Raw genomic sequence first — 17,191 nt, 5'->3', positions numbered from 1 at the left:
TTTTTTTGCCTATGAAAAAAATACTACTCTTAATAGCTTTGCTTGTAATTGGTTCAATCCAAGCACAAGAAAAAATAAGCTCGAAAAAAAAGAAGTTTTATATACCGGTAATCAAATATTCAGAATTTCCTGCTCTTGATAATGTCTTGACACAAACAGCTTTTTATCAAATGGATAAATCGTTGCAAGAAGAAGAATCTAATCTCAAGAAGCGTTTTTTTAATATTGACGGGTATATAACCGATCCTGCTAATGGTAAGCTAAAACTTTATTTGACATTTGCACTGCCAAGATACACTGAAACACAGATTGATAGTGTTTATGATAAAAAAGAAAACAAGTGGAGTTATGGTGCCCATTCTAATTACATTACAAATGTAAAACTAGATGTTAAAGTTGCGGATAAAATTATATTATCAAAAGATTTTGGAGGTTCAGAATCATATTCAATGACTGTTGGAAATAGTCTTGGTGCTGTGAAAGTTGCTGCTTCAGAACATGACAAAAAAATTAGAACAGCCGTTAAGGACTCAGATTATAGCGATGTTGGACTTGGATTTGATAATGCTATTTACAAAACTGCGTTAAGGATTCAGGAGTTTTTAAATTATAAATTGGGATATACAACCAGTGAAGCAAAGATTAGATTCGAATTTGTAACCTCAAAAGGACATTCTGAATACAATCAAATGTTGGCATTTGAGAACGAAATTACAGCTCAGATGCAGAAGATAACACTTGAAAAAGGGTTAGACGAAAAATTGCTTACACCACATTTGCATTATCTTGAAAGTTTATTGCTAAAATATCCAGCTTCGCCTACAAATGTTAACATTCGATTTATTGTTACAAATAATTTGGCTGAAACTTATCTTTTACTAGAAAATAAGGAAAAAGCATTATTGTACGCAAATTTACTTGTAGAAAACGACAAACAGGATTCGCGTGGAACTGCAATTATTGATCGAATAAATAAAACCAATTTTGCAGATAAAAGATTAAGAGCTCATACGCCACGTTTTGCCGAGCTTAAGAAATTAGGGCTTAAAATTGCAGAAGAAAAAGAAGAAAAAAGATTAGCATTCTTCGAAAAAATCCAACAGCAAGAAGCAGAATGGGAAACCGAAAAATCCAATCGTGAAGCATATTTAGAAAAAATTAAAACGCAAAGATTTAATTTACTTGATTCTATTCCATATCAGCTAAATGCAAATTTATTGGCTAAAGTAGTTGAAAATTTAGGAGGAAGCCAAGCTTTGAAAAAAGTAGAAAAAGCGCATTTGTTTTCTAAAATTTCGATAGAAGGAACAAATATTCCTCAAACGGAAGAAAAATGGGCGACAACATCGCATTATCTTCTTAAGAAAAAAATTCCAGAAGCTTATTATGAAATCGTAAACGGAGCAGAAGCTTGGAGTCATGACGATCGTGAAACGGGCATAAATGCAAAATGGGCAAAACTAACGGCTTACGATTACAGTAATTTATCTAAAAACGTTGATTTGGTAAACTTTCTAACTGATTTAAGACTCGATTTGTGGAATAATTTTGAGGTTTTGGGTGATGAAATGTATGAAGGAAAATTGTGCTATCATTTAAATTATTTTGAAAAAACATTAAGTTCCGGAAACAGAACAATTCCGAAAACAGATTATCACGTTTTTATTGATAAGGAAAACTTCAATATTGTTTCTACCGAAAAAACAGAATTTGACAACGGGAATAAAAGTTTTTTCGAAAGAAAATTATTTGGCGATTATCGCCCCGTTTCGAGTTTGAATTCTGGAAAAATTCCGCATAAGATTAATTACGAAATCGAAGATTTTAACGGAGAAACCTTTTATCAGGAAACTCGTGAAAAAGTAGAAATAAATCCCGTTTTCGGAAATCGAATTTTTATGAAAGAAGTTTATTTCGGAGGATTTAAATAAGATTTTAAGCTTATCAAAAGCTGTTTTTAGAATTGGTTATTTTTTGATTTATTCGCTCAAAAAAATGAGAATAATGTCAGAAAGTAACCAATTCTTCTGTTTTTGTATCTATTATCTCAACAAAAGTTTGTGAAATTTAAAGAAATTGGTGGTCAATAGTTCAAAATTTCTTACTTTCGCACCTCGTTTAAGAAAAGGATAAAATGAGTACAAAATTTACTGAATACAAAGGACTTGACTTGCCTACAGTAGCGTCAGAAGTTCTTGATTTTTGGAAGAAAGAAAATATATTTGAAAAGAGTGTTACAACTCGCGAAGGTGCAGAGCCTTTCGTATTTTTTGAAGGTCCGCCTTCAGCAAACGGATTACCAGGAATTCACCACGTAATGGCGCGTGCGATTAAAGATATTTTTTGCAGATATAAAACTCAAAAAGGTTTTCAAGTTAAAAGAAAAGCTGGATGGGATACTCACGGTTTGCCTGTTGAATTAGGTACCGAAAAAGAATTAGGAATTACAAAAGAGGATATTGGCAAGACAATTTCTATCGAAGAATATAACGAAGCGTGTAAAAGAACCGTTATGCGTTATACGGACGTATGGAATGACTTGACCGAAAAAATGGGTTATTGGGTTGATATGGAAGATCCATATGTAACTTATAAACCAAAATACATGGAGTCTGTTTGGTGGCTTTTGAAACAAATATACGATAAAGGTTTGTTGTACAAAGGATACACGATTCAGCCATATTCTCCAAAGGCAGGAACAGGATTATCTTCTCATGAAGTAAATCAGCCTGGAGCTTATAGAGATGTTACAGATACTACAATTGTAGCGCAATTCAAAACTTTGCCAGAAACGCTTCCGAGCTTTTTACAAGGTTTTGGAGATATTCACATTTTAGCTTGGACGACAACGCCTTGGACACTTCCGTCAAATACAGCTTTGACAGTTGGTCCAAAAATCGATTATGTTTTAGTTAAGACTTTCAATCAATATACTTTTGAGCCAATCAATGTTGTTTTGGCTAAAAACTTAGTTGGAAAACAATTCGGAAAAGGATTTTTCTTAAGTGAAGACGACGCTGATTTTGATAACGTTAAAAACGGCGACAAGAAACTGCCATACAAAATCTTAACTGAAGCAAAAGGAGCAGATTTAGTAGAAATCCGTTACGAGCAATTATTGCCTTATGTATTGCCATATCAAAATGCTGAAAATGCATTTAGAGTGATTTCTGGAGATTTCGTTACTACAGAAGACGGAACAGGAATTGTACATACAGCGCCAACTTTTGGTGCGGATGATGCTAAAGTTGCAAAAGAAGCGAAACCGGAAGTTCCGCCAATGTTGGTTTTAGATGAAGAAGGAAATGCGGTTCCGTTAGTAGATTTACAAGGAAAATTCACTTCTCATTTAGGAGATTTAGCTGGTAAATACGTTAAAAACGAATATTATGATGCAGGACAAGCTCCAGAGAAATCTGTAGATGTTGAAATCGCTATTCGCTTAAAAGAAGAAAATAAAGCCTTTAAAGTTGAAAAATACGTGCACAGTTATCCACACAGTTGGAGAACAGACGAGCCGTTATTATATTATCCTCTAGATTCATGGTTCATCAAAGTAACCGATGTAAAAGATAGAATGTTCGACCTGAACGAAACTATCAATTGGAAACCTAAATCTACTGGTGAAGGACGTTTTGGAAATTGGCTGAAAAATGCCAACGACTGGAACTTATCTCGTTCTAGATATTGGGGAATTCCGTTGCCAATTTGGAGAACTGAAGATAAAAAAGAAGAAGTTCTTATTGGTTCTGTTGAAGAATTATACAATGCGATCGAGAAATCTATCGAAGCAGGTTTTCAAAAAGAAAATCCGTTTAAAGGTTTTGAAATCGGAAACATGTCTGAATCAAATTATGATTTAATTGATTTGCACAAAAATGTTGTGGATCAAATTACCTTGGTTTCGGCTTCTGGCCAACCAATGAAACGCGAAAGCGATTTGATCGACGTTTGGTTCGATTCTGGAGCAATGCCTTATGCACAATGGCATTATCCTTTTGAAAATCAAGATAAAATTGATGAGAATAAAGATTTTCCTGCAAATTTCATCGCAGAAGGAGTCGATCAAACACGTGGATGGTTCTATACATTACACGCAATCGGAACTTTGGTTTTTGATAAAGTAGCGTATAAAAACGTAGTTTCTAACGGTTTGGTTTTAGATAAAAATGGAATTAAAATGTCTAAGAGTAAAGGAAATACTATAGACCCGTTTAAAACCATTGAAGAATTCGGTCCTGATGCCACGCGTTGGTATATGATTATGAATGCAAATCCTTGGGATAACTTGAAGTTTGACCTTGAAGGAATTGCTGAGGTTCGCCGTAAATTCTTCGGAACTTTATACAACACATATTCTTTCTTTTCGTTATATGCAAATATCGACGGATTTAAATATGCTGAAGCTGAAATTCCATTAAACGAAAGACCAGAAATCGATCAATGGATTATTTCTGAGTTGAATACTTTAGTGAAGTTTGTTGACGAATGTTATGAAGATTACGAACCAACAAAAGCGACAAGAGCTATTTCTGAATTCGTTCAGGAAAACCTAAGTAACTGGTACGTTCGTTTATGCCGTCGTCGTTTCTGGAAAGGAGAATATGCTCACGATAAAATCGCAGCTTACCAAACGCTTTATACTTGCTTGTTAACAATCAGTAAATTCAGCGCTCCAGTAGCTCCATTTTTTATGGATAAATTGTACAGAGATTTGACAGTTTCTACGGGAACCGAGGATTTTGCTAGTGTTCACTTGGCTGAATTCCCAAAATTTGTCGAAAACTTTGTTAATAAAACGTTGGAGAGCAAAATGCAGAAAGCGCAAACCATCTCTTCTCTAGTTTTATCACTACGTAAAAAGGAGATGATTAAAGTTCGTCAGCCGCTGCAAAAGGTAATGATTCCAGTACTTGACGAGAATCAGAGAGCTGAAATTGAAGCGATTTCTGACCTTGTAAAAGCCGAAGTAAACGTTAAAGAAATTGAACTTTTAGACGATGCTTCTGGTATTTTAGTGAAACAGATTAAGCCTAATTTTAAAGCTCTTGGACCACGTTTTGGAAAGGATATGGGGTTGATTTCTAGAGAGATACAAGGTTTTTCTCCAGATCAGATTAATCAGTTAGACAAGCAAGGAACGCTAGATATTGTTATTTCTGGAAATAATGTAACTTTATCCTTAGAAGACGTCGAAATAACATCGCAAGATATCGAAGGTTGGCTAGTTGCAAATTCAAACGGAATTACAGTTGCGCTTGACATCACAATATCTGAAGAATTAAAAAATGAAGGTATCGCGAGAGAATTAGTAAACAGAATTCAGAATATCCGTAAAGATTCAGGATTTGAAGTTACTGATAAGATTAAGGTACAAATAAAAAGAGACGGTATTTTAGAAGATGCTGTTTCGAAAAATGAGGACTATATTAAGTCTGAAACATTAACAGATGAACTGGTTTTTGTAGACGTTTTAGAAAACGGCACAGAAATTGAGTTTGATGATATTAAAACCATTATATTAATTTCAAAATAGTTAGAAAATGATAGATGAAATTACAAGGTACTCTGATGCTGACTTAGCAGAGTTCAAAGAGATAATTCAAGCAAAAATACAAAAAGCACAGGCAGATCTTGATTTGATTAAGAGTGCTTATATGAATGATTTAAATAACGGAACAGACGATACATCTCCAACATTCAAAGCTTTTGAAGAAGGAAGTGAAACAATGTCTAAAGAAGCAAACTCTCAATTGGCTATCAGACAAGAGAAGTTTATTCGTGACTTAAAAAACGCTTTATTCCGTGTTGAAAACAAAACATATGGTATTTGCAAAGTAACAGGTAAATTAATTAGCAAAGAAAGGCTTAAAATCGTTCCTCATGCAACAATGAGTATCGAAGCTAAAAACTTGCAGAGATAAATTCACAAAAAATATCTAAATAAAAAATGCGCTCTTTTAGGGCGCATTTTTTTGTTTAATGTTTAACGGCTTGAATTCGTATTGTTATATTTTTACTTTGAGAGAAATTATTTATAATTATTAAAAATAATTTTCATGTATAGCTAGTTTATTTTGTAAGAAACAAAAGCAACTGATTAACTGTACTTTTGAATGATAATTGCATAAAAAAAGCCGCTTTAAAAAAGCGGCTTTTATTTTGTAAAATTTGCGAATGATTACGCTAGATTTTTTTCAACGTCAGCTTTGTGCTTTCTTAAAATAGCTCTAGTCATACCTAAATTAGCTTTTGTTGCATCAGCAGCTAGGTAAATCATAAATTTTTTGTTTGGAGAAATATCGATAATGTGAATTTGATTAGAAAGTGTGATCAAAATATCTTCAATATCTTGATTCAAGCCTAAAGCCTTTACGGCATTTAGTTTGGCTTTTACAACTTCTAAATTGTAAGCAGCAGCAAGTTCTGGATCAAAAGAAGGATCGATAGTTAGGTTTCCAAAGCTTAATCCAGATTCAATTTCTGTTACAGCGACAGCGATAAAGCCGTTTACGTTTGTTTTCATTTCAGTTAAAAACACGTTTAAAAAATCATTGCTCATAGTTCATTTGGGTTTGATTGTTAATAGAATTTATTTTCTTATTTCAGTAGGGAATTTTTGCTTAATTCAGCAGATACTTCTTCTGTCGAACGCATCAATAGTGCTAAATTGCTTCCTTCTTTAGAAAAAGCAACAATAAAATTGGAACCGCTAATTTTGTTTCCAACTATAACGCCTTCGGCACTTTTAAGGTATAATTGTTTAAGAGAGCCTTTTTCTAAGTCAATTAAGAATTTTTCGCTCATAGATAAAATAGCTGCGCTCATGGCTGCAATGCTGTCTCCGTAGTCTAAATTTAAAGAAGTGATTAGCTTTCCTTTACCATTTAAAATTAAAGCAGCAGTTGATTTTGTGCTGACTAGAAAGTCATTAAGTGTAGTAGTAATTTCATTCATGATTTTGTAGGATTTTGGGAGAATTGTTAAATTCAGTTTGTTTTGGATTTGTTTTTGAAAATTAAATATTGAATCAACCTAAACAAGTGTTAATTTTCGTAAACAAATATAAATTAAATTATGTATCATTGTAATACCAAATCATTAATAATTTAAATTATTTACTGTAAAAAACTTACATTATGGCTAAAGTACTGAAATTCAAAGAAGTAAACTCTGACGTAGAGCGTAGAATGAAAGATTTTGAAAAACTGCGCGTTAAGTTTAAAGCCGACGTTAAAAAGGGAGAAGCGAAAAAATTGGCTGCCGGAAAAGAAAGCAAAGGAATATTCAAATCAATTTCTGATTTTTTCTCCGACAGTCCAGCGAAAACTCCTGCAAAAGCTCCTGTGAAAAAATAAACTTTATAAGGTTTAGATTAGCGCTTAAACTTAGTTTAGTTTCATTAGAAAACAATTAACGCTCCTTTAGGAGCGTTTTTTTTGTTTAAATTGTTATTTTTGCCCATCAAAAAATTATAAAATGTCATTACGAAAAGCGTATTTCCTTATATTCTTAGTTTTAATTGTCGACCAGCTTTCTAAAATTTATGTCAAAACAAACTTTGTTCTTGGAGAAGAGTATCCTGTTTTTGATTGGTTTAATATTCATTTTATAGAAAATGAAGGAATGGCTTGGGGAACAAAAATTCCTGGAGAATATGGTAAATTAATTTTGACTGTTTTTAGAATTTTTGCTGTATTCGGAATCGGATGGTGGCTTGCAGATTCTGTTAAAAAACGCCATTCAAATTATTTAATAGTAGCGATTGCTTTAATTTTTGCAGGTGCTGCAGGAAATATCATCGATTCTGTTTTCTATGGGGTTATTTTTGATGACAGCACTAATAATTTAGCAACGCTTTTTTCTCCTGAACCTTACGGAACTTGGTTTCATGGTTTGGTTGTAGATATGTTCTATTTTCCTATATGGGAAGGAGATCTTCCGACTTGGTTGCCAATTTTTGGAGGAAAACATTTTGCTTTTTTTAATGCTATTTTCAATGTAGCCGATGTGGCAATCTCTACAGGTGTTGGTATACTTTTGGTTTTCAATAAGAGAGCTTTTCCAAAACACGAATAAATTTAAAAGTTCCAAAATTTTCAAAATTCCAAATTCCAATATTTGAGGCATTCGCAACAAAAAGATATCGGAATTTGGAATTTTTCATTTTTAGGGTTTAATATTTTATGTTATTTTTACAATATAAAAAATCAAAACCATGCAAAGTCCGTCTTTTTCTATTTATGATGCTTCTGCGGGATCAGGAAAGACGTATACATTAGTAAAAGAATATTTGAAAATTATTCTTTCTTCTCCAAAAAACGATGCATACCGAAATATCTTAGCGATAACTTTTACCAACAAAGCGGTTCATGAAATGAAAAGCCGTATTGTTGGAAATCTGTCTGAATTTGCAAAAGACGATCCTTCGTCAAAAGCATTAGATTTAATGGAAGATCTTTCTCGTGATACGGGACTTTCGGTTATCAAAATCAAAACAAAATCGCAACAGATTATAAAGCACTTAATTCATAATTATGCGGCTTTTGATATTTCTACCATTGATAAATTTACGCATAAAGTTATTCGTGCTTTTGCGCACGATTTGAATCTTCCAATGACTTTTGAAGTCACTTTAGATACCGAAAATTTATTAGTCGAAGCTGTCGATGCCATAATCGCTCAAGCTGGAGAAGATGAAACATTGACTAAACTTCTCATCGATTTTACAATGGAAAAAACCGATGATGATAAAAGTTGGGATGTTTCTCGAGAAATTTTAGATACGGGAAGATTAATTCTGAATGAAAACAATAGAAATGAAATCCTTCATTTTCAAGATAAAACAATCGGAGAGTTTGTTGAGATTAAGGCGAAAATGCAAGCGCTTTGTAAAGAATTAGAAAAGACAAATGAAGAGCTTGCCGTTAAAGCAATTGAATTAATTGATAAAAACGGAATTGATTCTAAATCATTTTCTAGAGGAACTTTTCCGAATCATTTAGAAAGTATTCGCAGCGGAAAATTCAATCCAAAAAATAAAACTTTTCATGAGTTTGATGATATTGCAATAAATAAAACCGCAAAAGATCGCGCTTTAATTGAAAATATTATTCCAGAATTACTTCAAATTTTAAAAGAGGTTTATCAGAATTTTGAAAAAAGAGATTTTTATAAAGCCTTTCTGAAAAATATAACGCCGCTTTCTTTGTTGAATACGGTAAGCAATGAATTGGCTAAAATTCAATCTGAACAGAATGTCTTGTCAATTTCAGAATTTAATGCCATAATTCACCGCGAAATTCAGAATCAGCCGGCACCATTTATTTATGAGCGTTTGGGCGAGCGTTATCGTAATTTTTTTATTGACGAATTTCAGGATACTTCAGAAATGCAATGGCAGAATTTGATTCCGCTAATCGATAATTCGCTTTCTGGTTTAGATGATTATGGTAATAAAGGAACGCTAATGATTGTTGGCGATCCGAAGCAATCTATTTATCGCTGGCGCGGAGGAAAAGCAGAGCAATTTATTGAATTAAGTAAAGAGGTAAATCCGTTTAATAATCCAGATAAACAACTAAAGCATTTAAATACCAATTATCGAAGTTATAGCGAGGTGATTGAATTTAATAATGCTTTCTTTAAGCTTATTTCTTCGGAATTTTCAAATGAAGATTATAAAGATTTGTATGAAAATCATAGTTTTCAAAATACCAATTCGAAAAAAGGAGGTTATGTAAATATTTCTTTCCTTCCTGTAGTTGATAAAAATGAATTTGCGGATGAAGATGAAGTTGTTGAGAAATCTGATTTATATGTTTTGGCTACTTTGAATACAATTCAAGAAGTGTTAAAGCAAGGTTTTGAATATAAAGACATTGTAATTCTAACCCGAAAAAGAGATCAGGGAATTGCGATTGCTAATTATTTGACAGAACAAGGAATTCCGCTTTTGTCATCAGAAACTTTAATGATTCAGAATGCGGCAGAAGTCCGTTTTATTGTTCACTTGCTTCGATATTTAAATAATAGTGCCAATTTAGAATCGAAAGCTAATTTTTTACATTATTTGGCTTCAAATAAAGATTTGTCAATGCCGGTTCATGATTTTATAGCTTTAGGAATGAGTTATAAAGTGGAAAAAGAATTTGAAAATTGGCTTTTAACTTTTGATGTTGCTTTTTCTTTTGAAAATGTCCGTAAAAAATCGCTTTACGAAGCTGTTGAAATTATCATTTCTAAATTTATTCTTCCTTCTGAAGGAAATGCATATGTTCAATTCTTTTTAGATATTGTTTTAGAAAGAGATATTCGAAATCAGGCAGGAGTTTCAGATTTCTTGGTTTTTTGGGATAAAAATGCAGAGAAATTTAGCATTCCGTCTCCCGAAGGAAATAATGCTGTTCGAATCATGACGATTCACAAATCAAAAGGATTAGAATTTCCTGTTGTAATTATGCCTTTTGCAGATGAAGATTATAATCGAAAGCCAAAAGACAAATTGTGGCTCGATACTGAAGAAATTGATTTAGGAGTTCCAAAAGCATTAGTTGATAATAGCAGTGCGGTTGAGAGTTTTGGAGAAAGTGCATCGGCTGTTTTCAATTTGAAAAAACAAGAAGAGCTTTTAGATAATATCAATGTTTTGTACGTGGCGCTGACGCGTGCAGAAGAGCAATTATATGTTATTTCTCAGTCTTTAAAAGCAAAAAATGACGGAGAGTATCCAAATAATATGGCTTCTTTTTTTATTAAATTTTTAATTAATGAAGGCGTTTATGATGAAGAAAAATTAAATTATGAATTTGGAAGTAAAATCAGGCTTTCAAAAGCCTCAAAGACTGTTGATCTTGTAAAATCAATTCCCGTTGTAAAGGAAGTTTTGAATCCTAAAAACATAAAAATAGCGCAGCGAGAAGCCTTAATGTGGGGAACGCATCAGCAAGAAGCGATTTCGTACGGAAATATCGTTCATGAAATCCTGGCTTTTGTAAAAGATAAATCAGATATTGATTTGGCAGTCACAAAGTCGCTAGAAAATGGTTTGATAACTTATGATCAAGTTGATCAAGTGTCGCAGACTTTAAGAGAAATTGTAAATCATCCAGAGCTGACAATTTGTTTTAATGGAGATGATACTGTTTTGAATGAGCAGACAATCGTTCAGAAAGAAGGTAGAATTCTAAAGCCAGATCGAGTTGTGTTTTTGGAGAATAAAGAAGCTTTTTTACTGGATTATAAAACGGGAGCTGTAAATGCTAAATATCAGCAGCAAATTCAAGAATATCAAGATGCTATTGAAGATTTAGGATACAAAGTGTTAAAAAAGGCTTTGGTATATATAGGAGCGGAAATTGAAGTGGTAAATTTGTGATAAAATTAATCAGATGTTAAAGAAATAACGAAGCTTAAGTATTGTTAACTTGTTAATTTTTAACGTTTTAAATAAATAAAAAATGTACGGTAAAATAAAAGAACATCTGCAAAGTGAGCTGCAGACAATCGAAGAAAATGGAATTTTTAAAAAGGAGAGAATTATTACTTCTCCTCAAGGAGCAGAAATCACTATTTCGACTGGAGAAACGGTTTTAAACTTTTGTGCTAATAATTATTTAGGGCTTTCGTCTCATCCAGAAGTAGTTCAAGCGGCAAAAGATGCAATGGATACGCATGGCTTCGGTATGTCATCTGTTCGTTTTATTTGCGGAACACAAGATATTCACAAAACATTAGAAAAAAAGATTGCTGATTTTTATGGTACTGAAGATACTATATTATACGCAGCAGCCTTTGATGCGAATGGAGGAGTATTTGAGCCTTTGTTAGGTGAAAATGATGCAATTATTTCTGATAGCTTAAATCATGCTTCTATTATTGACGGAGTTCGTCTTTGTAAAGCGGCTAGATATCGTTACGAGAATAACAATATGGAAGATTTGGAACAGCAATTAATTAAGGCAAATGAAGCTGGAGCTCGCTTTAAATTGATTGTTACTGATGGTGTTTTTTCTATGGATGGTTTAGTAGCGCCATTAGATAAAATTTGTGATCTTGCTGACAAATACGATGCACTCGTTATGGTTGATGAATGTCATGCGGCAGGTTTCATAGGAGCGACTGGAAAAGGAACTCTTGAAGCAAAAGGAGTAATGGGTAGAGTTGATATTATTACCGGTACTCTTGGAAAGGCTTTAGGGGGAGCAATGGGCGGATATACGACTGCAAAAAAAGAGATTATAGAGCTATTACGCCAAAGATCTAGGCCTTATTTGTTTTCGAACTCTTTAGCGCCTGCTATCGTAGGTGCGTCAATCAAAGTATTTGAATTGCTTGAAAAAGATACAACGCTTCGTGATAAATTGGAATGGAATACCAATTACTTTAAAGAAGGTATGAAAAAAGCAGGATTCGATATCATCGACGGAGATTCTGCAATCGTTCCTGTTATGTTATACGATGCGAAATTGTCACAAACAATGGCAAATGAACTGTTAAAACAAGGAATTTATGTTATTGGATTTTTCTTTCCAGTAGTGCCAAAAGATAAAGCCAGAATAAGGGTACAGCTATCTGCGGCGCATGAAAAAGAACATTTAGACAAAGCTATAAATGCCTTTACAGTTGTCGGTAAAATGTTAAAAGTTATATAATTACCACTTTGGTCAAATTTTTGTAGGTTTTTTTTAACATTTCATTTTGTATTTAAAAAATTTGGTGTTACTTTTGCTTGTAATTAACTAAATTGTAATTAAAAAAATTAAGTATGAAACATCTTAACAAACTTTTAGTTGCTGTATTGATGGCGATGGGTTTAAATGCTCACGCGCAAGACAGTAACAATCCATGGGCAATCTCTTTCGGGGTTAATGCTGTGGATACTAGAACAAGTTCAGGTTCAGGAAGTGGTTTCTTTGATCAACACTTCTCTCAGCCATTCGCTGTAAAGGACAACTGGAATATTCTTCCTTCTCTATCTTACATTGGTGTAAATAGATATGTAGGTAGCGGTTTCTCTGTTGGTTTACAAGGTTCTGTGAACAAAATTGATAAATTTGTTGTTTTTGGTCAAGGTGGTGATATTGATGGTAGAGGTAATGCTGTAGTGAATCCAGGAGATTTAATGTACTACGGAATTGATGCTACTATTAAATACAGCTTCCAAGAATTAATCAAATCTAAAGTAATTGATCCTTCGTTATCTGTTGGTGGAGGTTATACTTTCTTCGGAGATAGCAGCTACGGAACTGTTAATCCAGGTGCTGGTTTAACTTTTTGGTTCACTGATGCTATTGGTCTTGAGTTAGCTACAAGATACAAATGGTCAGTTAGTGGAGATAGACAAGATGCTTCTGGTGCTCCAGATGCTCCATCTCACTTCCAACACACTGCAGGTTTAGTTTTCAAATTCGGAGGTAAAGATACTGACGGAGATGGGATCTATGACAAAGATGATGCTTGTCCAGATGTTGCTGGTTTAAAACAATTCAACGGATGTCCTGATACTGACGGTGACGGAATCGTTGATGCTTCTGACGCTTGTCCAGATGTATTTGGTTTAGCTGCATTAAACGGATGTCCTGATACTGATGGTGACGGAATTGCTGATAAAGATGATGCTTGTCCAGATGTTGCTGGTTTAGCTGCTTTAAAAGGTTGTCCTGATACTGACGGTGACGGAATCGCTGATAAAGACGATAAATGTCCTACAGTTGCTGGTCCTAAAGAAAACGGTGGTTGCCCATTCTTAGATGCTGATAAAGATGGTGTTGCTGATAAAGATGATGACTGTCCTACAGTTCCAGGTCCTGCAAGCAACAGAGGATGTCCAGAAGTTACTTCTGCTGCATTAGAAGATCTTAAAGTTCAAGCTAGAGCAATCTACTTCAACTCAGGAAAAGCTACTTTCAAAACTGGTGACAAAGAAACTCCAGCAAGATTAGATGCTATTAAAGAAATCCTTAAAAACTATCCAAACGCGAAATTCTCTATCGAAGGACACACAGATAGTACAGGTTCTGCTAAAATCAACCAAAAACTTTCTGAAGATAGAGCGAAAGCTGTATTAGATGCTTTAGTTCAAAGAGGTGTTAGCCCAGAGAACTTAGAAGCTAAAGGATTTGGAGCTAGCCAACCAGTTGCAAGTAACAAAACTGCTGCAGGTAAAGCACAAAACAGAAGAACTGAAATTAGACACATTGGTTCTAAATACCAAGGAAAACTATAATTTAGTTTCTAAATAAATATGAAAAGCCATTCTTAATTGAATGGCTTTTTTTATTTTTATACTATGATAAATGATTCTTTTCTTCAAAAACTAGCTGGTGTTGTAATTCGGGATTATGCAGATAAACTTTCTGAAATAACCATAATTCTTCCGAATAAAAGAGCGAAAGTTTTTTTGATTGAAGCGCTTAAAAAAGAGATTAATAAAACTATTATTGCTCCCGAAATTACAAGTATTGAAGATTTCGTGCAAGATGTTGCATCAATTCGATCTATTGATTCGATTGAATTGCTGTTTGAATTTTATGAAGTTTATTTATCAATTACAGAAAAAAAGAACCAGCAATCTTTTGAGTTATTTGCAAATTGGGCAAAAACACTCTTGCAAGATTTTAACGAAATTGATCGCTATCTTTTAGATCCATCTCATGTTTTGTCTTATCTTAAAGATATTGAAGATATAAAAAGATGGGGTTTGGAGGTTGATCAAAAAACAAAACTTTTAGAAAACTATATTGATTTTTGGAAATTACTCCCTCTTTATTACGATTCGCTTTACAATCATTTGTTGTTTAAATCTATTGGTTATCAAGGTTTGATTTATCGTGAGGCGGTTAATAATTTAAACCATTTTTCGAATACAATTGGGAATCGTATTTTTGTTTTTGCAGGATTCAATGCCTTAAATGCCGCAGAAGAAAAAATAGTACAACATTTATTGGCTCTCGATCAAGCGAAAATTTATTGGGATGCAGATTGTGCGTTTCTAAATGATCCTTATCATGATGCAGGACTTTTTTTGAGGCGTTTTAAAGAAAGTTGGAAATATTATAAAACAAATGTTTTTGATTGGATTGTAGATGATTTCTCGCAGTCAAAAAATATTCAGATTATTGGAACTCCAAAAACAATTGGACAGGCAAAACTGACGGGAAGTATTATTGAGAATTTAATTGAACAAAATCCTTCGGCTTCTTTGGATAAGGTGGCGGTTGTTCTTGGTGAAGAAAATTTATTAGTTCCTGTTTTATATTCGTTGCCTTCTTCTGTTGGAGCTTTAAATATTACAATGGGGTATTCTGGAAAGAATAATCCATCGCAAATTTTTGTTGCTAAATTGTTTAAAATGCATACTAATGCACTTTCTCGAAAGGGCACGAGTTATGTTTTTTATTACAAAGATGTGCTTGATATTTTGACGCATCCATTAGTTGAGCCGTATGCTCATGCTGAAAAATTAGTGAAAATTATTAAAGAGAATAATTACACTTTTATTACCCACCAGAAAATTTTAGAACTTCATCCGGATTCTTCTTCATTTTTTAATTTATTATTTGAAAAATGGGAGAGTGGCTCTGTTGCTGTTTTGAAGAATATTTCTTCTCTGCTAATTTTAATTAAGCAACATTTTAATAATGATAACGAAGAAGAAAAAATAGCAAAAGCATTTGTTTATGGTGTTTTTAAAGTGATTAATAAGCTTATAAATTATTATTCGAAACATAATCATATTGATAATATTGATACGCTTCATGCTATTTATAAGCAGATTATTGATTTAGCAGAAGTTTCTTTTGAGGGTGAGCCGTTGAGGGGTTTGCAGATTATGGGGGTTTTAGAAAGTCGTGTTCTCGATTTTGAAACGGTTATTATAACTTCTATGAATGAAGGAAAGTTTCCTGCTGGTAAATCGCAGAATTCTTTTATTCCGTATGATGTGAAGAAAGAATTGGGGCTTCCGACTTTTAAAGAAAAAGATGCAATTTATACCTATCATTTTTATCATTTGCTGCAAAGAGCGAAGAATATTTATTTGATTTATAATACCGAAAATGATGGGTTAGATGCTGGCGAAAGAAGCCGTTTTATCACACAATTGGAAGTAGAGAAAAAATCGAGTCATAATATTAGTTTTGATATTTACAATCCAATGCTGCCAAGTACGGCTAATGAACCTATTTCTGTAGAGAAATCTGAAGCGGTAATGGCGCGTTTAAAAGAAATTGCGGAGACTGGTTTTTCTCCTTCTGCATTAACTTCTTACATTAGAAATCCGATTGAGTTTTATTTTCAAAAAATATTGAGAATTCGCGAGGTGGAAGAAGTGGAAGAAAATATCGCTTTAAATACTTTAGGAACTATTATTCACGAAACCTTAAAAGCTTTATATGAGCCTTTTGTTGGAAAGTTTGTTTCGGAAAATGATATTCTGAATTGTTTTAAACTCTTAGATGATGAAGTATTGAAGCAATTTAAATTGGTTTACAAAGAAGGTGAAATCAAGAAGGGAAGAAATCTTTTGGCATTTGAAGTTGCAAAACGAAATATCTCGAACTTTTTAAGAATGGAACTCGAGTCGATAAGAAATGATGAAGCGATTAAAATTATTGCTTTAGAGCAAACATTTCAGAGAGAATTTGTTCACCCGAAACTGCCTTTTCCAATTTTAATTAAAGGAAATGTCGACCGTATAGAGCAGCGCGACGGAAAAATACGAATTATCGATTATAAGACAGGAAAAGTAGAAAAATCGAATGTTGTATTGAAAACATGGAATGGTTTGACACAAGAGCTTAAAAATGATAAAATTATTCAGGTTTTAGCGTATGCTTTTATGTTTGAAAAAGAAGCGGGCAATTATCCAATCGAAGTTGGAATCATTTCTTTTAAAAACTTAAAATCAGGATTTTTGCCTTTTGGTTATAAAGAGGAAAAGGAATTAAATGCTATAGTAACATCCGAAATTATGAATTCTTACTTAGATGAAATCGCTAATTTGTTGAGCGAAATCTTTGATATTGCTATTCCTTTTGAAGAAATAATTTAATCTTCGGATTGTCTATCTCAGTAATTATCAGTTAATTTGAAATAAACGAATCATTTTTTGAGTCATTTTTGTTTGTTTGTTGTTAAACAAAAAACAGTCGAAAATAAAAATAGCCGAACTTATTGAAGAAGATTTTCT

11 protein-coding genes are annotated in these 17,191 nt (G+C 33.1%); 9 read left to right on the top strand and 2 right to left on the bottom strand.

Going from position 1 to position 17,191, the window contains the following annotated elements; genetic code table 11:
* Positions 1–11 precede the first annotated feature (11 nt).
* The 3 genes from NYQ10_RS03295 (at position 12) to NYQ10_RS03285 (ending at position 5,924) form a co-directional block, all read left to right on the top strand.
* The gene (locus NYQ10_RS03295; RefSeq protein ID WP_289878878.1) at positions 12–1,931 is read left to right on the top strand and encodes a hypothetical protein; all 1,920 of its coding nucleotides are present in this window, start codon (positions 12–14) and stop codon (positions 1,929–1,931) included.
* Positions 1,932–2,134: 203 nt separating this feature from the next.
* The gene (ileS, locus tag NYQ10_RS03290; RefSeq protein ID WP_289878877.1) at positions 2,135–5,536 is read left to right on the top strand and encodes an isoleucine--tRNA ligase; all 3,402 of its coding nucleotides are present in this window, start codon (positions 2,135–2,137) and stop codon (positions 5,534–5,536) included.
* A 7-nt stretch (positions 5,537–5,543) separates the two neighbouring features.
* Entirely contained in the window at positions 5,544–5,924 is a 381-nt protein-coding gene (locus tag NYQ10_RS03285; protein WP_057115206.1) for a TraR/DksA family transcriptional regulator, read from the top strand.
* A gap of 257 nt (positions 5,925–6,181) precedes the next feature.
* On the opposite strand, the gene NYQ10_RS03280 is transcribed toward NYQ10_RS03285, so the two are convergent.
* Positions 6,182–6,562 (bottom strand): hypothetical protein, encoded by a 381-nt coding sequence (locus NYQ10_RS03280; protein WP_276171830.1) that lies wholly within the window; start codon positions 6,560–6,562, stop codon positions 6,182–6,184.
* A gap of 38 nt (positions 6,563–6,600) precedes the next feature.
* Complete coding sequence (locus tag NYQ10_RS03275; protein ID WP_091494460.1) at positions 6,601–6,957, bottom strand: roadblock/LC7 domain-containing protein; 357 nt, start codon at positions 6,955–6,957, stop codon at positions 6,601–6,603.
* Between the two features lie 182 nt (positions 6,958–7,139).
* On the opposite strand from NYQ10_RS03275, the gene NYQ10_RS03270 reads away from it, so the two are divergent.
* The 6 genes from NYQ10_RS03270 (at position 7,140) to NYQ10_RS03245 (ending at position 17,053) form a co-directional block, all read left to right on the top strand.
* A complete protein-coding gene (locus tag NYQ10_RS03270; protein WP_289878876.1) occupies positions 7,140–7,358 on the top strand; it encodes a hypothetical protein in 219 nt (72 codons plus the stop codon).
* A gap of 121 nt (positions 7,359–7,479) precedes the next feature.
* On the top strand, positions 7,480–8,079 hold the full coding sequence (locus tag NYQ10_RS03265) for a lipoprotein signal peptidase (protein ID WP_289878875.1): 600 nt from the start codon (positions 7,480–7,482) through the stop codon (positions 8,077–8,079).
* A gap of 139 nt (positions 8,080–8,218) precedes the next feature.
* A complete protein-coding gene (locus tag NYQ10_RS03260; protein ID WP_289878874.1) occupies positions 8,219–11,377 on the top strand; it encodes a UvrD-helicase domain-containing protein in 3,159 nt (1,052 codons plus the stop codon).
* A gap of 82 nt (positions 11,378–11,459) precedes the next feature.
* Positions 11,460–12,653: a glycine C-acetyltransferase gene (gene kbl / locus NYQ10_RS03255; protein WP_289878873.1), complete on the top strand. Its 1,194-nt coding sequence runs from the start codon at positions 11,460–11,462 to the stop codon at positions 12,651–12,653.
* 113 nt (positions 12,654–12,766) lie between these two features.
* Complete coding sequence (locus NYQ10_RS03250) at positions 12,767–14,227, top strand: OmpA family protein (protein WP_289878872.1); 1,461 nt, start codon at positions 12,767–12,769, stop codon at positions 14,225–14,227.
* A gap of 63 nt (positions 14,228–14,290) precedes the next feature.
* Entirely contained in the window at positions 14,291–17,053 is a 2,763-nt protein-coding gene (locus NYQ10_RS03245) for a PD-(D/E)XK nuclease family protein (protein ID WP_289878871.1), read from the top strand.
* Positions 17,054–17,191: the final 138 nt, after the last annotated feature.

Source organism: Flavobacterium johnsoniae (assembly GCF_030388325.1).
GTDB lineage: Bacteria > Bacteroidota > Bacteroidia > Flavobacteriales > Flavobacteriaceae > Flavobacterium > Flavobacterium johnsoniae_C.
This window is presented reverse-complemented; position numbering and strand designations above follow the sequence as displayed.

Excerpts from the sequence above, each read along its gene's own strand:
- NYQ10_RS03245 (WP_289878871.1), top strand. The coding sequence starts at position 14,291 with ATGATAAATGATTCTTTTCTTCAAAAACTAGCTGGTGTTGTAATTCGG.
- NYQ10_RS03250 (WP_289878872.1), top strand. The coding sequence starts at position 12,767 with ATGAAACATCTTAACAAACTTTTAGTTGCTGTATTGATGGCGATGGGT.
- ileS (WP_289878877.1), top strand. The coding sequence starts at position 2,135 with ATGAGTACAAAATTTACTGAATACAAAGGACTTGACTTGCCTACAGTA.
- NYQ10_RS03280 (WP_276171830.1), bottom strand. The coding sequence starts at position 6,562 with ATGAGCAATGATTTTTTAAACGTGTTTTTAACTGAAATGAAAACAAAC.
- kbl (WP_289878873.1), top strand. The coding sequence starts at position 11,460 with ATGTACGGTAAAATAAAAGAACATCTGCAAAGTGAGCTGCAGACAATC.
- NYQ10_RS03295 (WP_289878878.1), top strand. The coding sequence starts at position 12 with ATGAAAAAAATACTACTCTTAATAGCTTTGCTTGTAATTGGTTCAATC.
- NYQ10_RS03270 (WP_289878876.1), top strand. The coding sequence starts at position 7,140 with ATGGCTAAAGTACTGAAATTCAAAGAAGTAAACTCTGACGTAGAGCGT.
- NYQ10_RS03275 (WP_091494460.1), bottom strand. The coding sequence starts at position 6,957 with ATGAATGAAATTACTACTACACTTAATGACTTTCTAGTCAGCACAAAA.
- NYQ10_RS03285 (WP_057115206.1), top strand. The coding sequence starts at position 5,544 with ATGATAGATGAAATTACAAGGTACTCTGATGCTGACTTAGCAGAGTTC.
- NYQ10_RS03260 (WP_289878874.1), top strand. The coding sequence starts at position 8,219 with ATGCAAAGTCCGTCTTTTTCTATTTATGATGCTTCTGCGGGATCAGGA.
- NYQ10_RS03265 (WP_289878875.1), top strand. The coding sequence starts at position 7,480 with ATGTCATTACGAAAAGCGTATTTCCTTATATTCTTAGTTTTAATTGTC.